Here is a 19,687-nt window from a genome sequence, read left to right as displayed (position 1 = left end):
TACAGTCCATGCCATGACCGACGAGGAGCGGACCGACGCGGAAGAAGACCTGGAAGAAGAGCTCGCATGGGCGGTCTATGCCCAGGTCTACGCCCTTGGCTATACCTATCTTCTTGCCTGTGCGCTGAAGCGCGGCGACGCCGATCTTGGGGTTGATTCATGCGCGTGGGAGAACACTATGGGCGCCGCCGAGTGGGCGATGATGGAGCATGTAGCCGGGCGCATTCAGGGCCCCACAACCATCACCGTGGAGGACGTCGAGCGGATACGCCGGCTTCACACGGTGGGCTCCGCAGCGCTGGCCGGAGGAAAGCGGCCGCCGGAGCTATACAATCTATCGATCCAGTGCATGGAGAGTCTGTTCGGCTCGGATTGGGAACGAGCCGCGCAAGAAGCTCTTCGCGGCTTGGGTGATCCCGGTCAATAACCTTCGCCATCAGTCGTTATCAATGCGACAAAACGACCTCCACAGGACGAAGACACAAAACTGGCCATTGGGGTAGTAATACCAACAACTGCCGACAGCGCCTAACGTTCTGCACTGCCCGAGCTCTCCGTATCCGACGTCGCGGTCTTCGGGATGAGGTCGCTTCGACGCACACGAGATCCCAGCGTTTGCACACTGCTTCATGCATGGAATGCCACGGTCGGCTTTCTTGCAGCGGATGATTTTGAGACTACCGATTGCATCCGCCGATTCTCCCACGGATTCGTCCATAGCCTCGCCGTCCATCATCTCGTCCGCATCTGGAACGCTCGTGACGCCTTCCTCCGATCGCGCCATCACGGCAGCTTCCGGCTCGTCCGCAGTGCGTTCGGTCTCCGGAATCGCCTCCGATGGTGGCATCCAGCATGAGGCGACACAGAGAGCGAGCCACGGGAGCGAAGCAACCGCGGAAATGAGCCGACCGATTTGCATGGCTTCCGAGCGTGCGAGCCGCATGCCAAATCCGGTTGAGCGTGGGTGGACCACGCGGTGGTAGTTCCCGGAATTCGGCGATGAGCACTTCGAACTCGAGGTAGGACTGCCATTCTCCTGGATCCTTGGTCATGAACAGGCTGGACCCAAGGACCGCCTCGTGCACGGCGATCTCAGGTCTCATCGATGATCGCCGCCCGTGGGGGCCGTGGATTGACCGCCCGTGGGGATCGGTCCTGCCGCTTCGTCTGATCCATCCCACGTATCCCAGATTTCGTCCCGCGGGTCGGGGAAGCCGAGCCCAGCGAGGAAGCGCCGTGACTCCTCCGCGATCTCGGGCGGAACGTCGAGGGACGGTGTCCATTCGCTGAAGAGCTCGCGAAGCCTCACGGCATGTACCCACGACATCGTCTTTTTAGGTTGCGGCCCAGGCTCTCTCGTATCGTGTTCCCGTGCAATCGGCAGATAGGCGTCCAGACGATGGAGGACGTGCACGCGGGTCGGCGCGCCAGTCGCTTTCGCCCTGAGTTTAGGGAAAGCACAGAATGACGCGATCTCCATCAGGCACATGAGGTGCATCACGAAGTTCTTCATGGCAGCTTGCCCGGAGGGGTCCGACTCGTCGCTGCTCAACTGCGTGTCCATTCCCATCCATATACTTCAACGAAATCTGAAACCCACGCAAGGCCGTCCATCGTGCTCCCCGCCAGACAGGCGGAGACGAGCATCGAGGATTCCAGCTACTCGGGGAACCGCAGCGTCTGGGCGACGGTGCCCTCCTCGCCCGTGAGCTCCTTTTGCCCCGAGTTCAGTCACCCCGCCCAAACGCACCTGCGCGCCGCAATCGAGGTCGACCCGGATGGACGCGATCGTCGCGTCCTGGAGCTTTCCGCCCGGAGGCATCGCGCCCTCCGGGACCACCGCGTAGATCTCGGCCTTGCCACCGCGCACATGGTCGAGGTCGTCAACGTTGATGCCTTCGAGTGCGCCGCCGCGCGCATCGCCGGTCTTGGTCGTGGTGCGACAGGCGGCGCAGCTCTGCTGGAGCGACTGGGCCCCTTCCGCCTGCTGCGCGCTGGAGTCGGGCGGGCATTCCCCGAGATCGCCCTCGTCATCGCCGCACCCTGGGAATGCGCCGAGGGTCTCGTGCCCGGCCGCCCGAATCCGCCGATCGGAATCGCTGGGAGATCTCGAACTGCCGCGACGGCGGGACGTGCTGGGCGCTCGAGGGGTCCGGCGCACCGCGCGTCCGTCGGATCGACCTATGCTAACCTACCCTGCGGGAGGGCCCGAGATCCTCAGGGGCGGCGCGGCCGCGTGGCCAGCCCGGGGGGAGCATGGTTCTACAAGCGCTGCGGATCACCGTCGCCGTGCTCGCAGCCTTGGAGTTCCGCGCGTGGTACGCCCGCGCGCAGGCGGCGCGCGTCGAGGCCGATCGGGCGCTGCTCCGGCTGCGCCAGGTGGAGGAGGCGCTCCGGCACGAGCGGGACTTCAGCGCCGCGGTGCTCAATACGGTGGCCGCGTTGATCGTCGTCCTCGACCGGGAGGGCCGGGTGGTGCGCTTCAATCGGGCCTGCGAAAAGCTCACCGGCCTCTGCTTCGACGAGGTGCGCGGCCACGTGTTCTGGGACCTGTATCTCGCGACGGAGCAGAAGGCGAGCCTGCTGGCGACGTTCGCGAAGAGCAAGAGGGGCGAGCCGCTGCCGTACCACGAGAACGACTGGATCGCGAAGGACGGCAGCAAGCGCCGCGTCGTCTGGGCGCATGCGTTCCTGTACGACGAGGACGGGGAGGTGGAGTTCATCATCGGCACGGGCATCGACGTGACCGAGACCCGCGAGGCCGAGGCTGACAGGACGCGGCTGTACCACGAGGCGCTCGACGCGGTGCGGCTGCGCGACGAGTTCCTCTCCATCGCCTCCCACGAGCTCAGCACGCCGCTCACCCCGCTCGAGCTGCAGGTCGGCAGCGTGCAGCGGGCGCTGCGCGGCGACGCGGCGCCCCTGCCGCCCGAGCGGCTGCTGGACAAGATGGACGTGGTCGCGCGGCAGGTGGAGCGGCTGAAGCGGCTCGTGGACGATCTGCTCGACGTCTCGCGCATCACCGCGGGCAAGGTCCAGCTTCGCCACGAGCAGGTGGATGTCGCGGCCGCGGCGCGGGACACGGCGCTCCGGTTCCGCGAGCAGCTCACCCGGGCCGGCTGCGAGCTGCGCGTCAAGGCCGGCCAGCCGGTCGCCGGATGGTGGGACCGGACCCGCGTCGATCAGATCCTCAGCAACCTGCTCTCGAACGCCATCAAGTATGGAGCCGGCAAGCCCATCGAGCTGATCGTGGAGGAAGGCGCCGACGCGGCGCGGATCGTGGTGCGCGACCAGGGGATCGGCATCGCGCCGGAACAGCAGGCCCGCATCTTCGGGCGCTTCGAGCGCGCCGTGTCCGAGCGCCATTACGGGGGGTTCGGGCTCGGGCTGTGGATCGTGAAGCAGATCCTCGACGCGTTCGGCGGCACCATCCGGGTCGAGAGCGCGCCGGACCGGGGCTCGACGTTCACCGTCGAGCTGCCGCGCCGCGCGCATGCGCCCGGCGTGGAGCGGCCTGAGTTTCAGGTGCAATGATCGTGGATCCGATGCCCCCCTGCCTCGAAGCGCCGATTCGAGCGAGCGTCAGGCTGCCCGGCGGTGGCGACCCCAGAGATCCTTCAGATCGCCCGGGAGCTGCACCTCGACTGCCGTCACCTCGTCCATCGGCATCTCCGCCTCGACGGCGGCGAAGACGGCGCGCGCCAGCGCTTCGGCCTGCTCGCTCGACGTCTGGAGGTGCTGCGCCAACACCTGCACGAACTCGCCGCGGCCGAAGGTGTCCGGCAGCTCGGCCCGGTGCAGCGCGCACGGCTCGACGATCTCCCTGAGCGTCGGCGGCAGGGCGCCCGCCATGTCCCGCGCCTCGCCGCCGCTCACCCGCAGCGACAGCACGCACAGCACGGCGCCGACCGCCTCCGGGGCGCGCAGATCCTTCGGCAGCGCCCCGCTCTGCTCGATCCGCCGGAAGACGCGCTCGGACTTCACGTCGATCGGCCTCGCTTCGCGCGCCGGCTCGGCCCCGGGCGCCGCTGGGGCTTCCCGCATGGCCGTCGCGCGCAGCAATCCCGCGGCCCTGTCATCGGGCTCGCTCCTGGCGATGTCGGAGAGGCTGATCACGCCGACCAGGCGTCCCTGCGCGTCGGTGCACATGATGCGCGACTTCTGGGCCTGCCGCATCCGCTCCTCCGCCTGCTGGATGTCCTCGTCCGCCCCGCAAGCGACCACCTCGCACGTCATCACGTCGGCGACCCGGATCGTGGCGGGGAGAGCCTTCGCCACGACGCGGATGGCAATATCCCGGTCCGTCAGCGCACCGAGCGCCTTGCCCGAGACGTCGCAGACGGGGAGAAATCCGATGTTCTCGTCGCCCATGCGCTGCGCCGCCGTCTGCACGGTGGTGTCTGGCAGCACGCAAACGGGCTCACTCTTCATCAGCTGGCTACAGAGCATGTCGCGCCTCCGTTGTTTTTCGCAGTGCTTTTCGTTGGGTCGAATTTCCCCATGGCAATGGGGCGGCGCATCGAGAGTCCACCGGGCCCCGTTCGGCTGCTCATCCGTATGCCGTCGTTCCTGGGCTCTTGAATCCACTACGATTCTACTATCTGCTGGTAGGGGACTGACGCTTTCGAGAACCCTCCCGTACATTTCGAGCGAACAAATTTCGAGCGGACAAGAGGTCCGTCCCCGCAGCCTGGCAGGAGGGCTCATGTTGTTCCATGACCGTTTCCATGACCGTTCGGATGCAGGCGAGCGCCTTGGAGCGCAACTCGACCACTACGCCCGTCGAGCGGACGTTGTGGTGCTGGGGTTACCGCGGGGAGGCGTCCCGGTGGCGTTCGAGGTTGCCCGCCGGTTGGGGGCGCCGTGCGACGTCTTCGTCGTGCGCAAGCTCGGCGTTCCCGGGCAGGAAGAGCTTGCGATGGGGGCGATCGCTTCGGGCGGCGTGCGCGTGCTCAACGAGGATGTCGTCGACGCGCTCGGGTTCACGGAAAGGGAGATCGCCGACGCCGAGCTGCTGGAGCGGGAGGAGCTGGAACGTCGCGAGCGCGAATATCGCGGCGGCCGGCCTCCGCTCGACATCCGCGGTCGCGTGGTCATCCTCGTGGACGACGGCCTGGCGACGGGCGCGACCATGCGGGCGGCAGTGAAGGCTCTGCGGCGCCTGTCGCCCGCTCGAATCGTCGTGGCCGTCCCCGTCGCGGCCCCCCCGACATGCGAGGCCCTTCAGGGGGAGGCGGACGAGGTCGTCTGCGCCGTCACGCCGGAGCCCTTCGTGGCCGTCGGGCTCTGGTACCAGGACTTCTCGCAGACCACGGATGAGGAGGTCCGGGCCCTTTTGGAGCGCGCCGCGAGGCCGACATCGCGTAACGCGCAAGAGGCCGCTTGACGGGTCGGTGCAATGGCGCTCCGGCTCATCCCTCTCAGGCAACCGGGGCCGACATCGGACGCGCGCTGGTGGGGCCCCGCGTGGGAACGCGGCGCCGCACACTCCCGGTGCCGGATCGCCCGACGCAAGCTGAGCTCATGGAGACGGCCAAGAAGACCCTGACGTGGGCCAAGGAGCGGGTCGATCGTATCGTCCGGCGCCTCGCCGGGTTGCGGTGGATCCGACGTTCACGCGTGCTCCGCGGTGTCCGGAGCCTGCGCGATCGCGTTCGACCCGAGATCGCACCCCCGCGGCGCAGGCCCCCAGAGCACGCCGACGAGCGCACGATGCGCAGGACGGCCGAGCGGGACGCCGGCGGAACGAGCTCGGCCGAGAGCGCGGCGCGCTATGCCGGCGGCGCTCACTTGGGCGGCACGCACGGTGGCGAGGCCGTGCCCCGCGAAGGCCCCGAGCACCAGCGGCCCGAGCTGGAGGAGCCGCAGGCACGAAGAGAGCGGACGCCGGGCGGCGAGGACCACATCCCGGAGAAGCGGAGCGGCGCGTAGCCACGACTCGGCCGGAACGGTCCGCGGCGCGCTCGAGGTCTCGGCGAAGGATGCGAGGGTCACGCTCGGCTGCTCGGTGTGGCCGAGCTCGCCCGGGCGCACGCACCACGCGGCTTGACGGTTGGGGACCGGATCGAGGGACTCACGAATCGGAAGCAGGCCGCTGAATCGACGCCGCGCCGAGATCTCCAGCGATGGCCCTTTCCCTCGCGCGCCTCCACGGGGTCGGCGGTTGAGACGCGTCGTTCGGGACGATCGCAAACATGAGGAGCAGTAGCCCCGTCAGGATGTCATTCTGAGCGGCGGCGGGCGGCGGAGAGCCGCACCGGAAGTAGCCGAACGCCACGAGCCAGATGGCGACCACGGCGATTCCACCATGCGCGTAGCGCATCGGACGCCAGAACGAGGCGAGCGCGAGGGTCATCACGATCGCGGCGCACCCGAGATCGCTGACCCACAGCTCTGTTCGGCCTCCGTGACGAAAGATGAAGGGGCTCACCGCCAGCCAGCACGCGAGCATCACCTCGACGACGCGCGCCCACATCATGCCCTCCCGCCGATCAGCGCCGCGTCGTCCCCCCCAGGCGACGGACGCCCCCAGAACGTGCGGGAGACGGCGCGACGCTGGTGCGTGTGACGCCAGACCCTCACGAGATAGGAGAGACTGGACCAGACCTCGTCGTACGCGAGGAGGATGAGTACCAGCGAGACGATGGCCGTGGCGATACAGAGCGAGCACCACGCTCCAACGACCGTCCCTTGGAGCACGACGAGGACGACGCTGACCGCGCCGAGCGGGATGACGTCGAGCCCGAAGAGCACGACCAGCCACGGCCGGTACTGCCACCGACGCGTGCAGCCCGCTAGACCGAATATCGCGTCGCCCAGATAGGCGATCGCGCCGAGCGCGGCGTCGGGGACACCGAACCAGCGACGCATCTGGTGGGACACGTCCGAATCGAGCACGCGCAGCGTCTGTTCACCGAAGAACGGATCCCACACGCTCGAGATGAGGCGCCATTGGTAGAGCGCCATGTACGACGAGAGGACGAAGCCCACGGCCGCGAGGAGACAGATCGGCACGCGCTGCCCCCAGGAGGACGGGTTGTAATGCCACGGCGGCGCGGGGACGTTCAGGCTCGTCGGATCGGAGGCGAGGTGGGTGCGAGGCGTCATGCGGCGCTCGCCTTCCCCTCGGGGAACGGGAGCTTGTTTTTCGCATACCAGCCCGTCGGGTCGTCCTTCAGCCTGCGAACCATCTCGCCCAGCGTGTCGCGCAGTCTCCGCACGGGATTCCAGCCGAGCCGGCCCTGAGCATGCTTGATATCGACGGCGTACTGAGCATCCGCGAGATCGATCATCCACGGCTTGATGAATGCGCCCTTGCCGCCCTTGAGCTTGACCTGGACCCATGCACCGGCCTTGGCAATCGGCTTCGGGACGACGATGGTGGGCCACTCCTTGCCGTGGATCAGCGCCCCCAACACGTCCTGCAGCTCCGCGTAGCTCATGACGTCCGGCTCGGCGATCAGGAACACCTCGTCGCGAGCGAGCTGGTCGCGAAGCTGGACCACCCTGCGGAAGCACGCCACGAGATCATCCATGTGCACGAAGGCCTGGCCGTGGGACGGATCCCCCGGGAAGAAGTAGCTCTCGAAGCTCTTCTCGTAGATGCGTCGAATCTGCTGGGCGATCGGAATCGACTCGCAGTCTTCCGTGTAGACGCCGGCGATGCGCAGCAGCACCGCGGGAATGTCTCGATGCTGCTCACGAATGAGCTCTTCCGCCTCGAGCTTCGAGCGGGGATAGTCCCACGATGCTTCTGTGGCCGATGATTCTTCGATTCGCTCTCCCTCTTCCGCCGGCTTCATCACGAGGAGGCTGCCCGAGAAGACGAGCTGCTCGACCCGAAAGTCCCGGAGAGCATCGAGAAGGTGCTCGGTTCCCCCGAGCGTGAGGTCGTGGTACAGCGGGCTCGGCTCGCCAGCGAAGTCGTAGTACGCCGCGAGATGGAGGACACTGGCGAGCTCGCTCCCTTCTCGCTCTCGCACGGCGCTGAGCGACTCCTGCACGCTCCCCCGGTCTGTCAGGTCGCATTCAAGGAACCGGGTCCCGGCCGGGACTTGGGTCGGGGTCTTCTGATCCATGCCAAGGACGGCGTAGTCGGAGGCGAATGCCTCGACGAGCTTGGATCCGATGAGCCCGCTACTGCCCGTGATGAGGACGACCGGTTTTTTCGTCTCGTTTCCCATGGATCACCGCGGTCGAGTGAGGCAAAGGGCACGCCACGCCGGGTGCACCGCACCCATTGCGGAGGAGCGAGCACAGCGCTGTTCTTCTTCTTCAATGCTCGGTGCAGCGCGTGCGCCAGTGCGTGCGCGTGCGACGGCGCGACGAACTTGCGCCTCGGTCCTCGGCGTCCCAGGTTCATGCGCATGGCGGTAGAAGTTCGGCTGGTAGAGAAGGGTCGCAAAGAGCCACGGCACGGCCTTGTCGAACAGGGGCGCGTACACATGGAGCTCGCGCGGCGGTTCTCGGCAGAGCTGGCTGACAATGGTTGGGCGCGAGACAAGACGCTCGCGCTCGAGCAGACGGTCGCGGAGCTATCCGCGTCGCCCGGGCCAGCCATTTCGCAAGGAGAGGCGCGCGACGCCGACGCCGCGGAGTGGAGCGCCATCGGCCGGGCGAAGGCCTTCCTGCGGCGATTGCGAAACGCGGTGCCAATGGCGCTGCGCGAGACAGCGGCCACCTGGCCGTCCTCTGTGCCGCTGCACACGGGACCGCTCGGTCGATCTGCCGCGGGGCTGTCGGCCCACTTGAGCCAGCTCCGCCCAGGCGTTATCGCTCTGGACGGGGCGCTCCGAAAGTACTTCAAGAGCCGAAGCGCCGCAGAAGAGCTCGATGCCGTGCAGCGCGAGCTCGACGCCGCCAGCGCCCGCGAGCAGGCACAATTGGGCGATCAGCCTGAAGACGCGCTCTTCGTGAGCGAGGCAAAGGGGCGGCTGCTCGAGCTGATCGAGGACCTGAACCGTGTGGGGCGGATCGCGTTCGACGGGCACGCCGAGATCATGTGGCAGTTCAACAAGGATGTTCTCCTGAGGGCGAGAGCGGTGGGAGGGCCCGGCTGAAGCATCACCGGACGGGTCATCTTGATCTTCGGCATTCTGCGCGCAACCGAGGACGGGGCGACGGAGCCGCCGCCCTCGGCGGTCATCGCGGTCGCACCGTTGGGTTCGGTCGAGCCGGGGGCGATCGCCAGGCTGATACCGCTGCTGGGGGGCGCATTTCGGTCGGAGGTGGTCGTGGTGTCGCCCCTGCCGCTCCCCGATCGTGGCTGGAACGCGCGCCGCCGGCAGCACCTGTCGACCGCGATCCTCGATGAACTGGCGCCCGCCCGCCGGCCGGAATGGGAACGGCTGCTCGGCGTCTGCGACGTGGACCTCTACGCCCCGGACCTGAACTTCGTCTTCGGCCAGGCCGACGCCGCTCGCCAGGTCGCCGTGTTCTCGCTGCGGCGGCTCCATCCGGACGGAGCTGGCACCGAGGCGCAACAGCTCTTCGAACGTCGAGCGGCCACCGAGGCGATCCATGAGCTGGGACATACGTACGGCCTCGGCCACTGCGACGACCCGCGCTGCGTGATGTGGTTCTCGAACACGCTCGCCGAGAGCGACCGTAAGGGAACCGGCTTCTGCTCGCGGCATGCCGTGGCGCTGGCTCGCGCCCGAGGCCCATGACGCCGCTGCGCCCTTCGGTTCGCGGAGAGCAGTGTACGACCCGCGGGGCACGCGCGTAGCCTCGCGGGTCGATGGAGCCTTCGATACCGCTCATCCGCAAGATCCTCGTTCCGATGCGCTCAGCGGCCTGTTCGATCGCCGCGCTCGAGTGCAAGAGCAGGCTCGACAGACCGGCCCGCGTGGCACAGCCCGGACGATGACGATGGGGCGATCAAGGTCATGATGACCGGCTCCGCGTCCGCCCCGTCGCACTGGCAGCCTCACATCCCATGACCGCTCTGCGTGCCCCGCTCGCCTCCGCGCGCGAAAGCGCAGCTATTGAGTGGCTTGGCAGAGGTCGCTCGAGCGGCAAGCGACGATCCGGCCGAGGGTGTCGAACGGATTGTTGCAGTCGTCATTTCGGATTTCCTGCAGGCACTCGGTCAGCTCCTTGGAATCGATGCCGCCTGGGCACTCGGCGAAGTTGAGGTCGTCACGCCATTCGGCTCGAATCCTGGTGGCGCAGGCCTCCTGGCTCGCATATTGCCGGTCGGCGCCGATATTGTTGCACCGTGCCTCGCGGTCACACCGCGCCGCCACGATGCTGTCAACCGCGCTGACGGTCGTCGCCCGCGGTTCGACCTGAGGGGCGCCCGGCGGGGGCGTGGTCCCGAGCGCCCTCTCTTCTCGCGTGCACGCCGCCATGAGCAGGGGCACCCCCGCCGCGAGGAGGAGGCCCATCATCGATCTCCCATGGTTCGTTCGCATCATCTCTTCCTCCCGATCAGCCCGATCGTGCAGATCGGGCGCCATCCAACGCGCCTAGGTCGCGCGATGGGCGTCGCCCTCGACCGTCTCGCCGTCGGCTGCGTCGAACACCGACCGGCCCGGCACGCGGATCGGAACGTCCGCGTGCTGTCTTCTCGCAAGTTGCCCCAACACCCTTGCGATTAACGTGCCTCTGCCGGCGCCGTGCTCGGCTGTCATCGCGCCGGACACCGCGGTGCGATCTGCGGGGCAGGGGGCGCCGGACCGCGGACGCCGCCACAGCCTCGAACTGCGATGAGGTATGTGCCTCCGTTGCCGCCATGCAAGCCGGGCGTGACGAGCGACGGAGCGATGCTGCAAGCGGGAGATGCTCCCCCGATGACGACGTAGTCAGACGCCAATGCCTCGACGAGCTGGATCCGATGAGCCCGCTGCTACCCGTGATGAGGACGACCGTTTCTTGCGCTTCGTTTCCCATGGAGCACCGCGGTTGAGTGAAGCAAAGGACGCGCCGCGCCGGGTACCCCCCATTGCGGAGAGGCGGGCACGGCGCTGTTCGAGGCTCGGTGCGGTGAGCGCGATGGCGTGACGAGCTTGCGCCTCGGCCCTGGGCGTCCGAGGTTGATGCGCGTGGCGGTGGCCGCACGGCTTTCGGGCGAGCGAGGCGGGAGGGCCCGGCTGAAGCACCACCGGACGGGTCGTCTCGCGACGCAGAGGCGCGATGGATCTGCGAAACCTCCAGCACAACCCCGTGGGGTTCAACTTCGCGCTGTTCGCTCTGAGCGCGGCGGTCGTGTGGCTCGCCGGCACGCGCCTAGCGCGCTACGGCAAGATCATCGCCGAACGAACCGGCGCGGGACAGGCGCTGGTTGGGGTCGTCCTCCTCGGCGGCACCGTCTCCCTGCCCGAGCTCACGACGACGGTCACGGCGACTTCGATGATGAAGAGCGCGCCGCTGGCGATCACCACCCTGCTCGGTGGGATCACCTTCACGATGGCTTCGCTCGCCGTGACCGATGCCGCTGTCGGCTCCGAGCCGCTGTCGATGGACGTCAGAAAACCGGTCGTCCTCGTACAGGGCGCGCTGGTCACCCTCGTGCTCACAGTCACCGCTCTGGGGTTGGCCGTCGGCGATATCGCCGTGTGCGGCGTCGGCGCCTGGACGACGGCGCTCCTTGCGCTCTACTCGTATTCAGTCGTGCTCATCAAGCGCTCTCAATACAAGGAGCCGTGGCATCCCGAGCTCCCGCGTGTTCAAGCTTCAGACTCCGTGCGTCGCGAAGTCCCCCCGGACCCCCGCGATGGCCGTCGCGCAGAGCACAAGTCGACCCGCGCGATCGCTCTCTCCACGATCGGTTCCGGGGCGGCGATCCTGGTCGCTGGATTCATGCTGACGCGGACCGCCGATGCCCTCGGCTCGCAAACGGGCGCTGGCGCCAGCTTCGCCGGCCTGCTTCTCGGTGGTCTCGCAACATCGCTGCCTGAGATCAGCTCAACTATCTCCGCCGCCCGCTTGGGACAGTACGAGATGGCGTTCTCCGACGCGTTCGGAACGAACCTCTTCTCGACGATGCTCGTTTTTGTCGCCGACGCGATCTATCCCGGCGGGCCCGTGCTCAATGAGGCGCCACGATTCTCGCTCGTTGCCACCTTGCTGGCGATCGTCGTGACGTCGATATACATGGTTGGGCTCCTCCAGCGATCGAAGCGGTCGATCGCGCGGATGGGCCTCGATTCCATCGCGGTGCTTCTCGTGACGATCGCCGGATTCGGGCTCCTCTATCGGCTCAAGGAACCGCACGCGCGAGGCTCTTCTGGGAGTCAGGCAGCCCGCGTCGAGGAGTCAAGGCCGCATGTGTCCCCTCTGCGCATGCGTCCGCTCTGCACGATGGTGGCTGGCCCGGGCGTGGGGGGCACGATCGCGCACATCGCCGTCCTCGGCCGGTGCGTTCGGCGCGACCGTTGCCTCCCCCGGAGAAGGTGATCTGCGACGAAAACCAAGCTGATTCATGATGGCCGGCAGAAATTGTTCTGAACGCGGCGCTGACCGGAGGCCGACGGCCGCCGTGATGTGATGAGGAGCGGAGGAGCATGAACGACGACAAAAGGCGGCTTGCGCAGGTCCGCGCCGCCCTCGGCAGAGCGCTGCGCTGCGACCCCGATCGCTTCGCGATCCGCATCGAGGACGTTGACGGCGTGCTCACCTTGCAGGGCGAGGTCCCGGACATCGCAGCGAAGAAGCGTGCTCTGAAGGAAGCCGCGGCGGTGACCGGGGTCCGCTGGGTGGACGACCAGCTCCGCGTCCGGCCCGCCGCGCACATGAACGATGACGCGATCCGCGTTCACGTGAAGGACGCGATGCTCGCAGAGTGCGCGTTCGAGGAGTGTGCCGTACGCACCCGCGAGGGGGTTGTCGTCGAGACCGCTCGCATCCCGGCCGGAACGGCCCGCGGCACGATCGAGGCATCGGCGAAGGATGCGGTGGTGACGCTCGACGGCTCGGTGCCGAGTCTGGCCCACAAGCGCCTCGCCGGGCTACTCGCGTGGTGGGTGCCGGGCAGCCGCGACGTGGTCAATGCCCTCGAGGTCGTTCCGCCGGAGGAGGACAACGACGATCAGATCACCGAGGCGATCCGGCTCGCGCACGAGCGGGATCCTCTCGTTGATGCCGTCGCGATCGGCGCCAGGACGCAGAGCTCGGTCGTGACGCTGTACGGCACGGCGGCGAGTGAGGCGCAGAAGTCTGCGGCGGAGCGCGACGCCTGGTGCATGGTGGGCGTGGAGGACGTCGAAAACCAGATTCAAGTCGTCCCGCCCTCCGCCCTCGTGCCGTAGACCCTCCGCGACTCCATGGATCCCGTGGGAGGCCCCCCATACGGCCGTGCCCGACCTCTGCTGTCTTCCACGCCTTCGCGTCGCAGGGCACCGGCATCGGACTTCAGGCCGCGCGGTTCCCGGCCGGGTTGTGCTTGCGTCGCGCCGGCCCCGCTCTCCAGATGTTCTTCAGGTCGTGCGGCAGCTGCGACTCGACCTGCGCGACCTCCTCGTTGGATAACGTGCGGTGCACGGCGGCGATCACGCCGCCGGCGACCTGCCGGGCCTCGTCAGGGGTTACGCGGAGGCGGTCGCCGATGCGCCGGAAGAGTTCGTCCGCGCCGAACGCCTCACCCTCCTCGCCCCGGCTCGACATTGCCGGCTCGAACCGACGGCGGACGGACTCGGGGAACGTGGCGAGCAGGGCCCGAGCTTGGCCGCGGCTCAGCCGGGCGAGCAGCGGCTCGAAGACGGCCTGGAGCGCGTCCGACACGTCAATCGCCGGCGCGAGCTCGGTCACGTCGACGATCTCTCGCAACAGGCGTTGCTCCGCGCTGTCCAGGGGTGCGTTGCCCTTCGCGTCGATGGGGGGAGCGGCAGTGGGTTCTCGGCTGGACACGACAAACCTCCTCTCGATCACAGGTCACATGAGGCTGTCCCGAGGAGGCGTCATCCCGGGCCGTGCCGATTTCGAGGGTGCGCTCGGGCCGTCCGGGCCATCGATGAATCGGGCGGCGGCGGCCGCAGCAAACCTTTGCGAGCGGGCTTGCGTTCCAGGGTGTTCGTTCCAGGTAGCGCAGGGGACGGAGGGAACCAGGAAGACGGGCTGATGCCCGCCATCGGCCGCGATGGTACCGCGGACCGAACCGCTGGAGATCAACCGCGCGGACGAAGCCGCTGCACGAAGGTCGAAGGCGCCTCGTGCGCGTCCTCCCTCTCGCTGCGCCGTCCCCGTCAGGGATGCGCCATGGTCCCGCTCACCCGCTCCAGCCACTCCTTCACGGCCGCCTCGAACAGCGCCGGCTGCTCGGTCTGCAGGTTATGGCCGGCCAGGTCGAGCAGCACGAACGACGCCCGCGGGTACGCCTCGAGGATACCCCAGAGATCGCGGTAGCCGACCACGCAGTCCTGGCGCCCCACCAGCATCAGGGTCGGCCCGGGGAACGGCACCTCCAGGCGGTCGACCGCGAAGCTGAAGGGGACCTTCCGGCTGAGGTGCTGCTCCAGGAAGACCGTGTCGGCCGCGCGCAGGCCGGGGAGGATCTCGTCCTGGAACCGCTCCCAGACGGCGTGCACCTGGCGCACGTGGATCGCCTCGAACGCGCGACGGTCCTCGCCGGACAGGGTCCCGAGGAACGCCTCGTCGCGCTCCAGCACCCGCAGCGGGGGCGCGTTGGCCTCCCGCGTCTCCTGCACGGCCACCGGGCACACGAGCAGCAGGCCCGCGACGCTCCGCGGCCGCTCGTGGACCACGCCCCGGGCCAGATAGCCGCCGTACGACTCGCCGGCGACCAGGAACCGCTCGCCGGGGAGCACCTGATCGATGATCCCGAGCACCACCTCCAGCATGCGGTCCGACCCGTCGATCCACGGTCGCCCCGGGGTCCTTCCCATGCCCGGCAGGTCGAAATAGATGCGCCTCCAGCTCCCCGGCGCCGACCGGAACACCGGCTCCATGCACCCCTTCATCAGCCTGTGGTCGGGCCCCCAGCCGTGGAGCATCAGGATGGGCGTCCCGGAGCCGATCTCCTCGACCTCGATCTCGAGGTCCTTCACCTTGCATCGCATGGGCGCACTCTAGCCACGCCACCCCGCGCCCTCCACGTCGGCCTGCGCCTCCGCGGCCGGAGGCCGGCCGCGCTGGTCTGGACGCTTCCAATTCGACCCTCGCCCGCGTCGTCCAGTCCACCAATCCGGGCGCGACGCCTCGCATCAAGGCATAGGCAAATATGCCTATGCCTCGCGCCAGAGGCCTCGGATACGACGTCGTTGCGGTCACCATCACCGGTGATGCGAGGACGGACGGCGATCTTGGAACAGAGAGGCGAGGACGAATGAAAACGCTTCGCAATTTCGGCGCGATCGCTCCAGGGCTCGTTGCGCTCGCGGCGTTCGCGGCGCTGGGCTGCTCCAGCCAGGGAGAAGCAACGACCGAGGCATCTTCCGGCGGCAGCGCCGGAGGGCCCGCTGGGCCCGGATCCAGCGCCTCCGGCGCCACGGGGAGCACGTCGGCAACCGGTGGCTCGTCGGCAACCGGCAGCTCGTCGGGGGCGGTCAGCGGCGCCGGGGGCAGCGGCGGGCGCCCGGACTCGGGGGAAACTGGCGCGGGCGGCGGGGGCGCAGCCGGCTCCGGCTCGAGCGGCGCTGGAGGAGAGGCGCAGAGCGCCGGCTGCGGCAGCGCGACCGCGCCGAAGAGCGGCCGTTTCAGCGTCGATGTCGGGGGCACGACGCGCGAGTACATCCTCGCCGTGCCGGACAACTACGATTCGAGCCGCCCTTACCGGCTGATCTTCACCTGGCATCCCCGCGGCGGCTCGGCCGAGCAGGTCGCGACCGGGTTCGGCGGCGGCTACTACGGGCTCCAGAGCCGCGCCAACGGCTCGGCGATCTTCGTCTCGCCCGAGGGCCTCGACCAGGGCTGGGCGAACACGGGGGGCCGCGACATCGCGTTCCTCCGCGCCATGCTCGACCGCTTCCGCGGCGAGCTCTGCATCGACGAGAGCAGGATCTTTTCGACGGGGTTCAGCTACGGCGGCATGATGTCCTACGCGATCGGCTGCGCGATGGGCGACGACTTCCGCGCCATCGCCTCCATGTCCGGCGCGATCTACAGCGGCTGCGAGGACGGCGACCATCCCGTGGCCATGTGGGGCGCCCACGGCAAGAGCGACAACGTGGTTCCGCTCGAGAACGGTCAGAGCGCTCGCGATGTCTTCCTCGAGCGAAACCACTGCGGTCAGCAGACCACACCGGTCGAGCCGAGCCCCTGCGTCAGCTACGAGGGCTGCGACGCGGGCTATCCCGTCGTCTGGTGCGAGTTCGACGGGGGCCACGCCCCGCAGAACAACTCCGGCGAGTCGATCTGGAGCTTCTTCTCGCAGTTCTGAATCGGGCGTTGCTTGAACCAGCGCCACGTTTCAGGGTGCATCGAATCGCAGCATGGATTGAATGGATGGGTCCGGCGATGGTGTTCAAAAATCTGCCAGCGAAGCTCTTGATAACTGGAATCCTGGGCATCTGCGCTGGAGGGTGTGGTTCGTCGACCGACGATACCAGCGGAGGGACGACGAGCAGCAGCTCCGGCGGCGCGGCGTCGAGCGGTTCCGTCGGAGCGACCGGCGCGGGCGGCGACGCCGGCACGGGCGGCGCGGGCAGCGGAACCACCGCGGGCAGCGGAACCACGGGAGCCGGCGGCGCTGAGGAGACGGGCAGCGGCGGCGGCGGCGGCGCAGGCGGGACGCCCGGCACCGGCGGCGGCAACAACGGCAGCGACGAGGCGACGATCGTCCCCGATCCGTCGTGGACCTGCGGGATGCCGGACGGCATTCCGATCCCCACGCGCGGCGAGCTCGTCTTTCGGGCGACGCTCCAGCTCGGCGAGACCCACGATGTCGGGACCACCCAGTTCGGACACCGCCGCCTCCTCGACGTGAAAGGGGGCACGCTCACGGGCGACGAGATCCAGGCCACGTTCCTCACGGGCGGCATGGACCTCGAGCTCACGCTGTCGAACGGATCCGTCGAGCTCGAGGAGATCAACATCCTGAAGGCGAGCGACGGCAGCTCCATCTTGCTGCGGACCTGCGGCGTCGCCGCCGCCGGCGATGACGTCGTCCGGATCGTCCCGGACTTCGAGGTAGCCACCTCGAGCTCGCTCGCGTGGCTCAACACCGGGAAGTTCGCGGGCACCCGTGTCGTCGACGCCGCGGCGGGCACGATCCAGCTCGACGTCCACGACATCAGCAAGGTGGACGCCGGAGAGCCGAAGATCCAGCTCAAGGATCCCGCGGGCGTCCCGAACCAATCGTGGGAGTGCTCGAAGGCGACCGGGGCGAGGGGATCGAGCGTGTTCACCGAGTCCGTCACGCTCGGCTCTTCGGTGTCTGTCGGCGCGAGCAAGCGCGGCACGCGCAACATCATTCCCATCACCGGGGGCACGGTCACCGGCGGAATGCTGCTGAGCGGCCTGTCGGGCTCGGTGCTCCCCGGAGGCGCGGATTACCAGCTCATCGGGTCGACCACGGTGCTGGACGCCCGGTACGCGCTGTCCTCGAAGGACGGCGAGGTCATCGTGGTGAGGAACTGCGGACCGTTCGGCGCGCTCATTCCTGTCTTCGAGACGCGCGCGGACGGCCCCTATGCGATCCTCAACACGAAGTCCTATGTGAGCTCCGACCCGGGTGGCGCGGCGGGGGGCGGGGTGAGCCTCACCTTCTACGAGCGCAAATAGAACAGCAGAGCCGCGGTGACGCCGGCGCCTCCGGGTTGCAGGGGCCACGACGACCACGGCGCCGGGCGTCTCGGGTAAAGCTACCAGGGCCTCGGGATGTGGTCGGCCATCTCCGCCAACGTCTTTCGCGCGGCGCGGACCGCCGCAAGCCAGTGGACCTGGTTCGGGTCGCCGTCCCACGGCGGCACCTCGCGCCAGCGCGCGTCCCAGTACTCGCGCGCGGCCGCCTCGGCCGTCGCGAGCTCGCTCTCGTCCTCGGGCGCGTCCTCGACGCGATCCGCGAAGGCCAGCCATGGTTCCGCGTCGTCGTGCAATGGCCGCAGCGAGGGTGGCGCAGGCTTCCCGTCGAGGAGTCCGTCGCTGCTCCGGAGATAGGCCTCGTAGGCGCTCTGCGCCACCGCGTCGCGCCGGTGGACGGTGACCCAGTGCGCGCACGACTCGCGGTACGCCTCGGCCCACGCGCGATCCTCCTCAGGCACATCATCGCGCCAGGCGCTCGCGTGGAGCTCGCGCAGTGCTCGCTGGCTCGCCTCCACGTCCTCGCGACTCGCGCCGCTCGCGCGCCATGCGGCCACGAGGGCTCGCTCGCGAGCTGCGCTCGGTCCCAGCAAATTCGCCTCCGCCTGCTGGCGGTACCAGTGATAGGGAGGATCCACCATCCGGGGGATGTTCCTCTTCGTGGAGAAGGGTCTCTCGCTTCGTCCCAGCCGGAAGCCCCGCTGGAAGGCGCGGAGCGCCTCGGGGCCGTGGCCCTGGGCCACATCGTCGGCCGTCAGCAGCTTCCAGAGATAGGTCGTGTCCAGGCGCGCGAGCGCCTCGGCCTCCGTGGGGGGCTTTCGCGCGAGAGCCCCATAGCCGGCAACGAACGCGCGCTTCACGGCGGCGATCAGCATCGGCCACGGCGGGGCGGCTCTGCCGTCGACCCAGTGGTTGAACTCTTTCCGGTGCGCCTCGGCCCACGCGCGATCCTCCTCCTCTGACAGATCGTCTCGCCATGCCGTGCCGCATACCTTGCCCAGATTCTGGAGGTAGGACTTCCATTTTCGTGGATCCTTGGTCGTGAACATGACCGACCCATTGCCCGCCTCGTGCACGACGAGATAACGTTTCACGGTTGATCCCCGCCAGGAGGGTCTGTGGGCTCTCCGCCCGTAGGGAACGAGTCGGACGGTCTGGGAGGGCATCCCCAGCCCTCCCCTGCGCCAAGCGGGCAGAGGAGCGGCGCGAACCGAGGAATGGCCCACCCTGGAGGCGGCCCCGGAAGGGTGATCATGGCTTGGATGATATCATCCGACTCGATCGCATCTATATCGACCATCTTCGGATCCACCTTCTCGGGGTCGTATCGAAAATCCCACACGTACTTGCACTCGATGTCGGTGTACGCGGGCAGCAACTTCTCGATCTCCTTCTTCGCGTCAGGGACGACCCACGACGCAAATTCTTCAGCGCAAAAGAGATAGCTCGGCAGGTTGGCCTTCTTTCTGAGACAGGTAAGCATATCGTCCACGGTGATGTACTTATTCGGACGATCGTACCATCCGCTCCATAGCCCCCCCTCGTTGTCGCGGCACACTACCTTGCCCACCTGTTCGTTCTCGTCCCTTGTCAGCAACCATTCCTTCGCCAGCTCGTGCATGGTCCAGCGCTTCATCTCCGTCAGATTGTCGTTCGGCAGCATCGCGATCTGACGTCTCAGCTCCGCGCGATCTTCTGGGTCCAGGATCGAGCAGCCGACGACGAGCGGAACGAGCACGGCGACACACAGACGTCTCATACGCCTCCCTCCTTAACGTGGCGCACGCTACACCGCGCCGCGTCGCCGGACAAGACGTCCCGCGGGCCGTACAGCGCGAGCGGCAAGACTGCCCTTGTGAGCACGGCGTCCGCAACGTCGACCCTCGTGGTTCTCTCACTTGCGGCGACGACGGCAATCACCAGGCTCAGCGGCGGGTCATCCCAGCGCACCACAGCCACTGCTTATCGCAGGGACGAAATCGAAATTCGA

The 19,687-nt window shown here is 68.0% G+C and carries 21 protein-coding genes; 10 read left to right on the top strand and 11 right to left on the bottom strand.

What is annotated here, in order from left to right; genetic code table 11:
* The first annotated feature begins 13 nt into the window (after nt 1–13).
* Nucleotides 14–427, top strand: coding sequence for a hypothetical protein (locus tag WME73_RS49115; protein ID WP_437743187.1), 414 nt, complete (start codon nt 14–16; stop codon nt 425–427).
* A gap of 672 nt (nt 428–1,099) precedes the next feature.
* On the opposite strand, the gene WME73_RS49110 is transcribed toward WME73_RS49115, so the two are convergent.
* Nucleotides 1,100–1,564 (bottom strand): hypothetical protein, encoded by a 465-nt coding sequence (locus WME73_RS49110; RefSeq protein WP_437914097.1) that lies wholly within the window; start codon nt 1,562–1,564, stop codon nt 1,100–1,102.
* Between the two features lie 692 nt (nt 1,565–2,256).
* Between WME73_RS49110 and WME73_RS49105 the strand changes: the two genes are divergently transcribed.
* Nucleotides 2,257–3,534, top strand: coding sequence for a PAS domain-containing sensor histidine kinase (locus tag WME73_RS49105; protein WP_437914096.1), 1,278 nt, complete (start codon nt 2,257–2,259; stop codon nt 3,532–3,534).
* Between the two features lie 48 nt (nt 3,535–3,582).
* On the opposite strand, the gene WME73_RS49100 is transcribed toward WME73_RS49105, so the two are convergent.
* Nucleotides 3,583–4,431, bottom strand: a complete 849-nt coding sequence (locus WME73_RS49100; protein ID WP_437743183.1) for a DUF2267 domain-containing protein — start codon at nt 4,429–4,431, stop codon at nt 3,583–3,585.
* 274 nt (nt 4,432–4,705) lie between these two features.
* Between WME73_RS49100 and WME73_RS49095 the strand changes: the two genes are divergently transcribed.
* Both WME73_RS49095 and WME73_RS49090 read left to right on the top strand, forming a co-directional pair.
* Nucleotides 4,706–5,386, top strand: a complete 681-nt coding sequence (locus WME73_RS49095) for a phosphoribosyltransferase (protein ID WP_437743182.1) — start codon at nt 4,706–4,708, stop codon at nt 5,384–5,386.
* Nucleotides 5,387–5,523: 137 nt separating this feature from the next.
* Nucleotides 5,524–5,931: a hypothetical protein gene (locus WME73_RS49090; RefSeq protein WP_437743181.1), complete on the top strand. Its 408-nt coding sequence runs from the start codon at nt 5,524–5,526 to the stop codon at nt 5,929–5,931.
* Nucleotides 5,932–6,073: 142 nt separating this feature from the next.
* On the opposite strand, the gene WME73_RS49085 is transcribed toward WME73_RS49090, so the two are convergent.
* Genes WME73_RS49085 through WME73_RS49075 form a run of 3 tightly spaced genes read right to left on the bottom strand, consistent with a single transcriptional unit; the run spans nt 6,074 to nt 8,183 of the window.
* A complete protein-coding gene (locus WME73_RS49085) occupies nt 6,074–6,478 on the bottom strand; it encodes an SPW repeat domain-containing protein (protein ID WP_437914095.1) in 405 nt (134 codons plus the stop codon).
* On the bottom strand, nt 6,475–7,107 hold the full coding sequence (locus WME73_RS49080; RefSeq protein WP_437743179.1) for a vitamin K epoxide reductase family protein: 633 nt from the start codon (nt 7,105–7,107) through the stop codon (nt 6,475–6,477). Before WME73_RS49080 ends, WME73_RS49085 begins: the two co-directional genes overlap by 4 nt.
* Entirely contained in the window at nt 7,104–8,183 is a 1,080-nt protein-coding gene (locus tag WME73_RS49075; RefSeq protein ID WP_437914094.1) for an NAD-dependent epimerase/dehydratase family protein, read from the bottom strand. The genes WME73_RS49080 and WME73_RS49075 overlap by 4 nt, the downstream gene beginning before the upstream one ends.
* A 183-nt stretch (nt 8,184–8,366) precedes the next feature.
* Here WME73_RS49075 and WME73_RS49070 point away from each other — a divergent pair, with 183 nt between their 5' ends.
* Together WME73_RS49070 and WME73_RS49065 are read left to right on the top strand one after the other, a co-directional pair.
* Nucleotides 8,367–9,059 (top strand): hypothetical protein, encoded by a 693-nt coding sequence (locus tag WME73_RS49070; protein WP_437914093.1) that lies wholly within the window; start codon nt 8,367–8,369, stop codon nt 9,057–9,059.
* A 21-nt stretch (nt 9,060–9,080) separates the two neighbouring features.
* Complete coding sequence (locus WME73_RS49065) at nt 9,081–9,668, top strand: archaemetzincin family Zn-dependent metalloprotease (protein ID WP_437914092.1); 588 nt, start codon at nt 9,081–9,083, stop codon at nt 9,666–9,668.
* 315 nt (nt 9,669–9,983) lie between these two features.
* Here the strand turns inward: WME73_RS49065 and WME73_RS49060 are convergent, their stop codons facing one another.
* Entirely contained in the window at nt 9,984–10,460 is a 477-nt protein-coding gene (locus WME73_RS49060; protein WP_437914091.1) for a DUF6184 family natural product biosynthesis lipoprotein, read from the bottom strand.
* Nucleotides 10,461–11,136: 676 nt separating this feature from the next.
* Here WME73_RS49060 and WME73_RS49055 point away from each other — a divergent pair.
* Nucleotides 11,137–12,399 carry a sodium:calcium antiporter gene (locus WME73_RS49055; protein ID WP_437914090.1) on the top strand — a complete coding sequence of 421 codons (1,263 nt, stop codon included), beginning with the start codon at nt 11,137–11,139 and terminating at the stop codon, nt 12,397–12,399.
* A gap of 107 nt (nt 12,400–12,506) precedes the next feature.
* Entirely contained in the window at nt 12,507–13,250 is a 744-nt protein-coding gene (locus WME73_RS49050) for a BON domain-containing protein (protein ID WP_437914089.1), read from the top strand.
* Between the two features lie 103 nt (nt 13,251–13,353).
* Here the strand turns inward: WME73_RS49050 and WME73_RS49045 are convergent, their stop codons facing one another.
* Nucleotides 13,354–13,848: a DUF2267 domain-containing protein gene (locus WME73_RS49045; protein ID WP_437743172.1), complete on the bottom strand. Its 495-nt coding sequence runs from the start codon at nt 13,846–13,848 to the stop codon at nt 13,354–13,356.
* 335 nt (nt 13,849–14,183) lie between these two features.
* Nucleotides 14,184–15,017, bottom strand: a complete 834-nt coding sequence (locus tag WME73_RS49040; RefSeq protein ID WP_437914088.1) for an alpha/beta fold hydrolase — start codon at nt 15,015–15,017, stop codon at nt 14,184–14,186.
* A gap of 266 nt (nt 15,018–15,283) precedes the next feature.
* Between WME73_RS49040 and WME73_RS49035 the strand changes: the two genes are divergently transcribed.
* Nucleotides 15,284–16,336: an alpha/beta hydrolase family esterase gene (locus tag WME73_RS49035; protein ID WP_437914087.1), complete on the top strand. Its 1,053-nt coding sequence runs from the start codon at nt 15,284–15,286 to the stop codon at nt 16,334–16,336.
* A gap of 77 nt (nt 16,337–16,413) precedes the next feature.
* Entirely contained in the window at nt 16,414–17,679 is a 1,266-nt protein-coding gene (locus tag WME73_RS49030; protein WP_437914086.1) for a DUF3237 domain-containing protein, read from the top strand.
* An 80-nt stretch (nt 17,680–17,759) separates the two neighbouring features.
* Here WME73_RS49030 and WME73_RS49025 read toward each other — a convergent pair whose 3' ends face one another.
* Genes WME73_RS49025 through WME73_RS49015 form a run of 3 tightly spaced genes read right to left on the bottom strand, consistent with a single transcriptional unit; the run spans nt 17,760 to nt 19,647 of the window.
* A complete protein-coding gene (locus WME73_RS49025; protein WP_437743161.1) occupies nt 17,760–18,791 on the bottom strand; it encodes a hypothetical protein in 1,032 nt (343 codons plus the stop codon).
* Entirely contained in the window at nt 18,788–19,456 is a 669-nt protein-coding gene (locus WME73_RS49020; RefSeq protein ID WP_437914085.1) for a hypothetical protein, read from the bottom strand. The genes WME73_RS49025 and WME73_RS49020 overlap by 4 nt, the downstream gene beginning before the upstream one ends.
* Nucleotides 19,453–19,647 (bottom strand): hypothetical protein, encoded by a 195-nt coding sequence (locus tag WME73_RS49015; RefSeq protein WP_437914084.1) that lies wholly within the window; start codon nt 19,645–19,647, stop codon nt 19,453–19,455. The genes WME73_RS49020 and WME73_RS49015 overlap by 4 nt, the downstream gene beginning before the upstream one ends.
* Nucleotides 19,648–19,687: the final 40 nt, after the last annotated feature.

It is taken from the genome of Sorangium sp. So ce302, assembly GCF_051530145.1.
In the GTDB taxonomy this organism is placed as follows: domain Bacteria; phylum Myxococcota_A; class Polyangia; order Polyangiales; family Polyangiaceae; genus Sorangium; species Sorangium cellulosum_B.
Note: the sequence above shows the minus strand (reverse complement) of the source record. Positions and strands in the feature narration are given on the sequence as shown.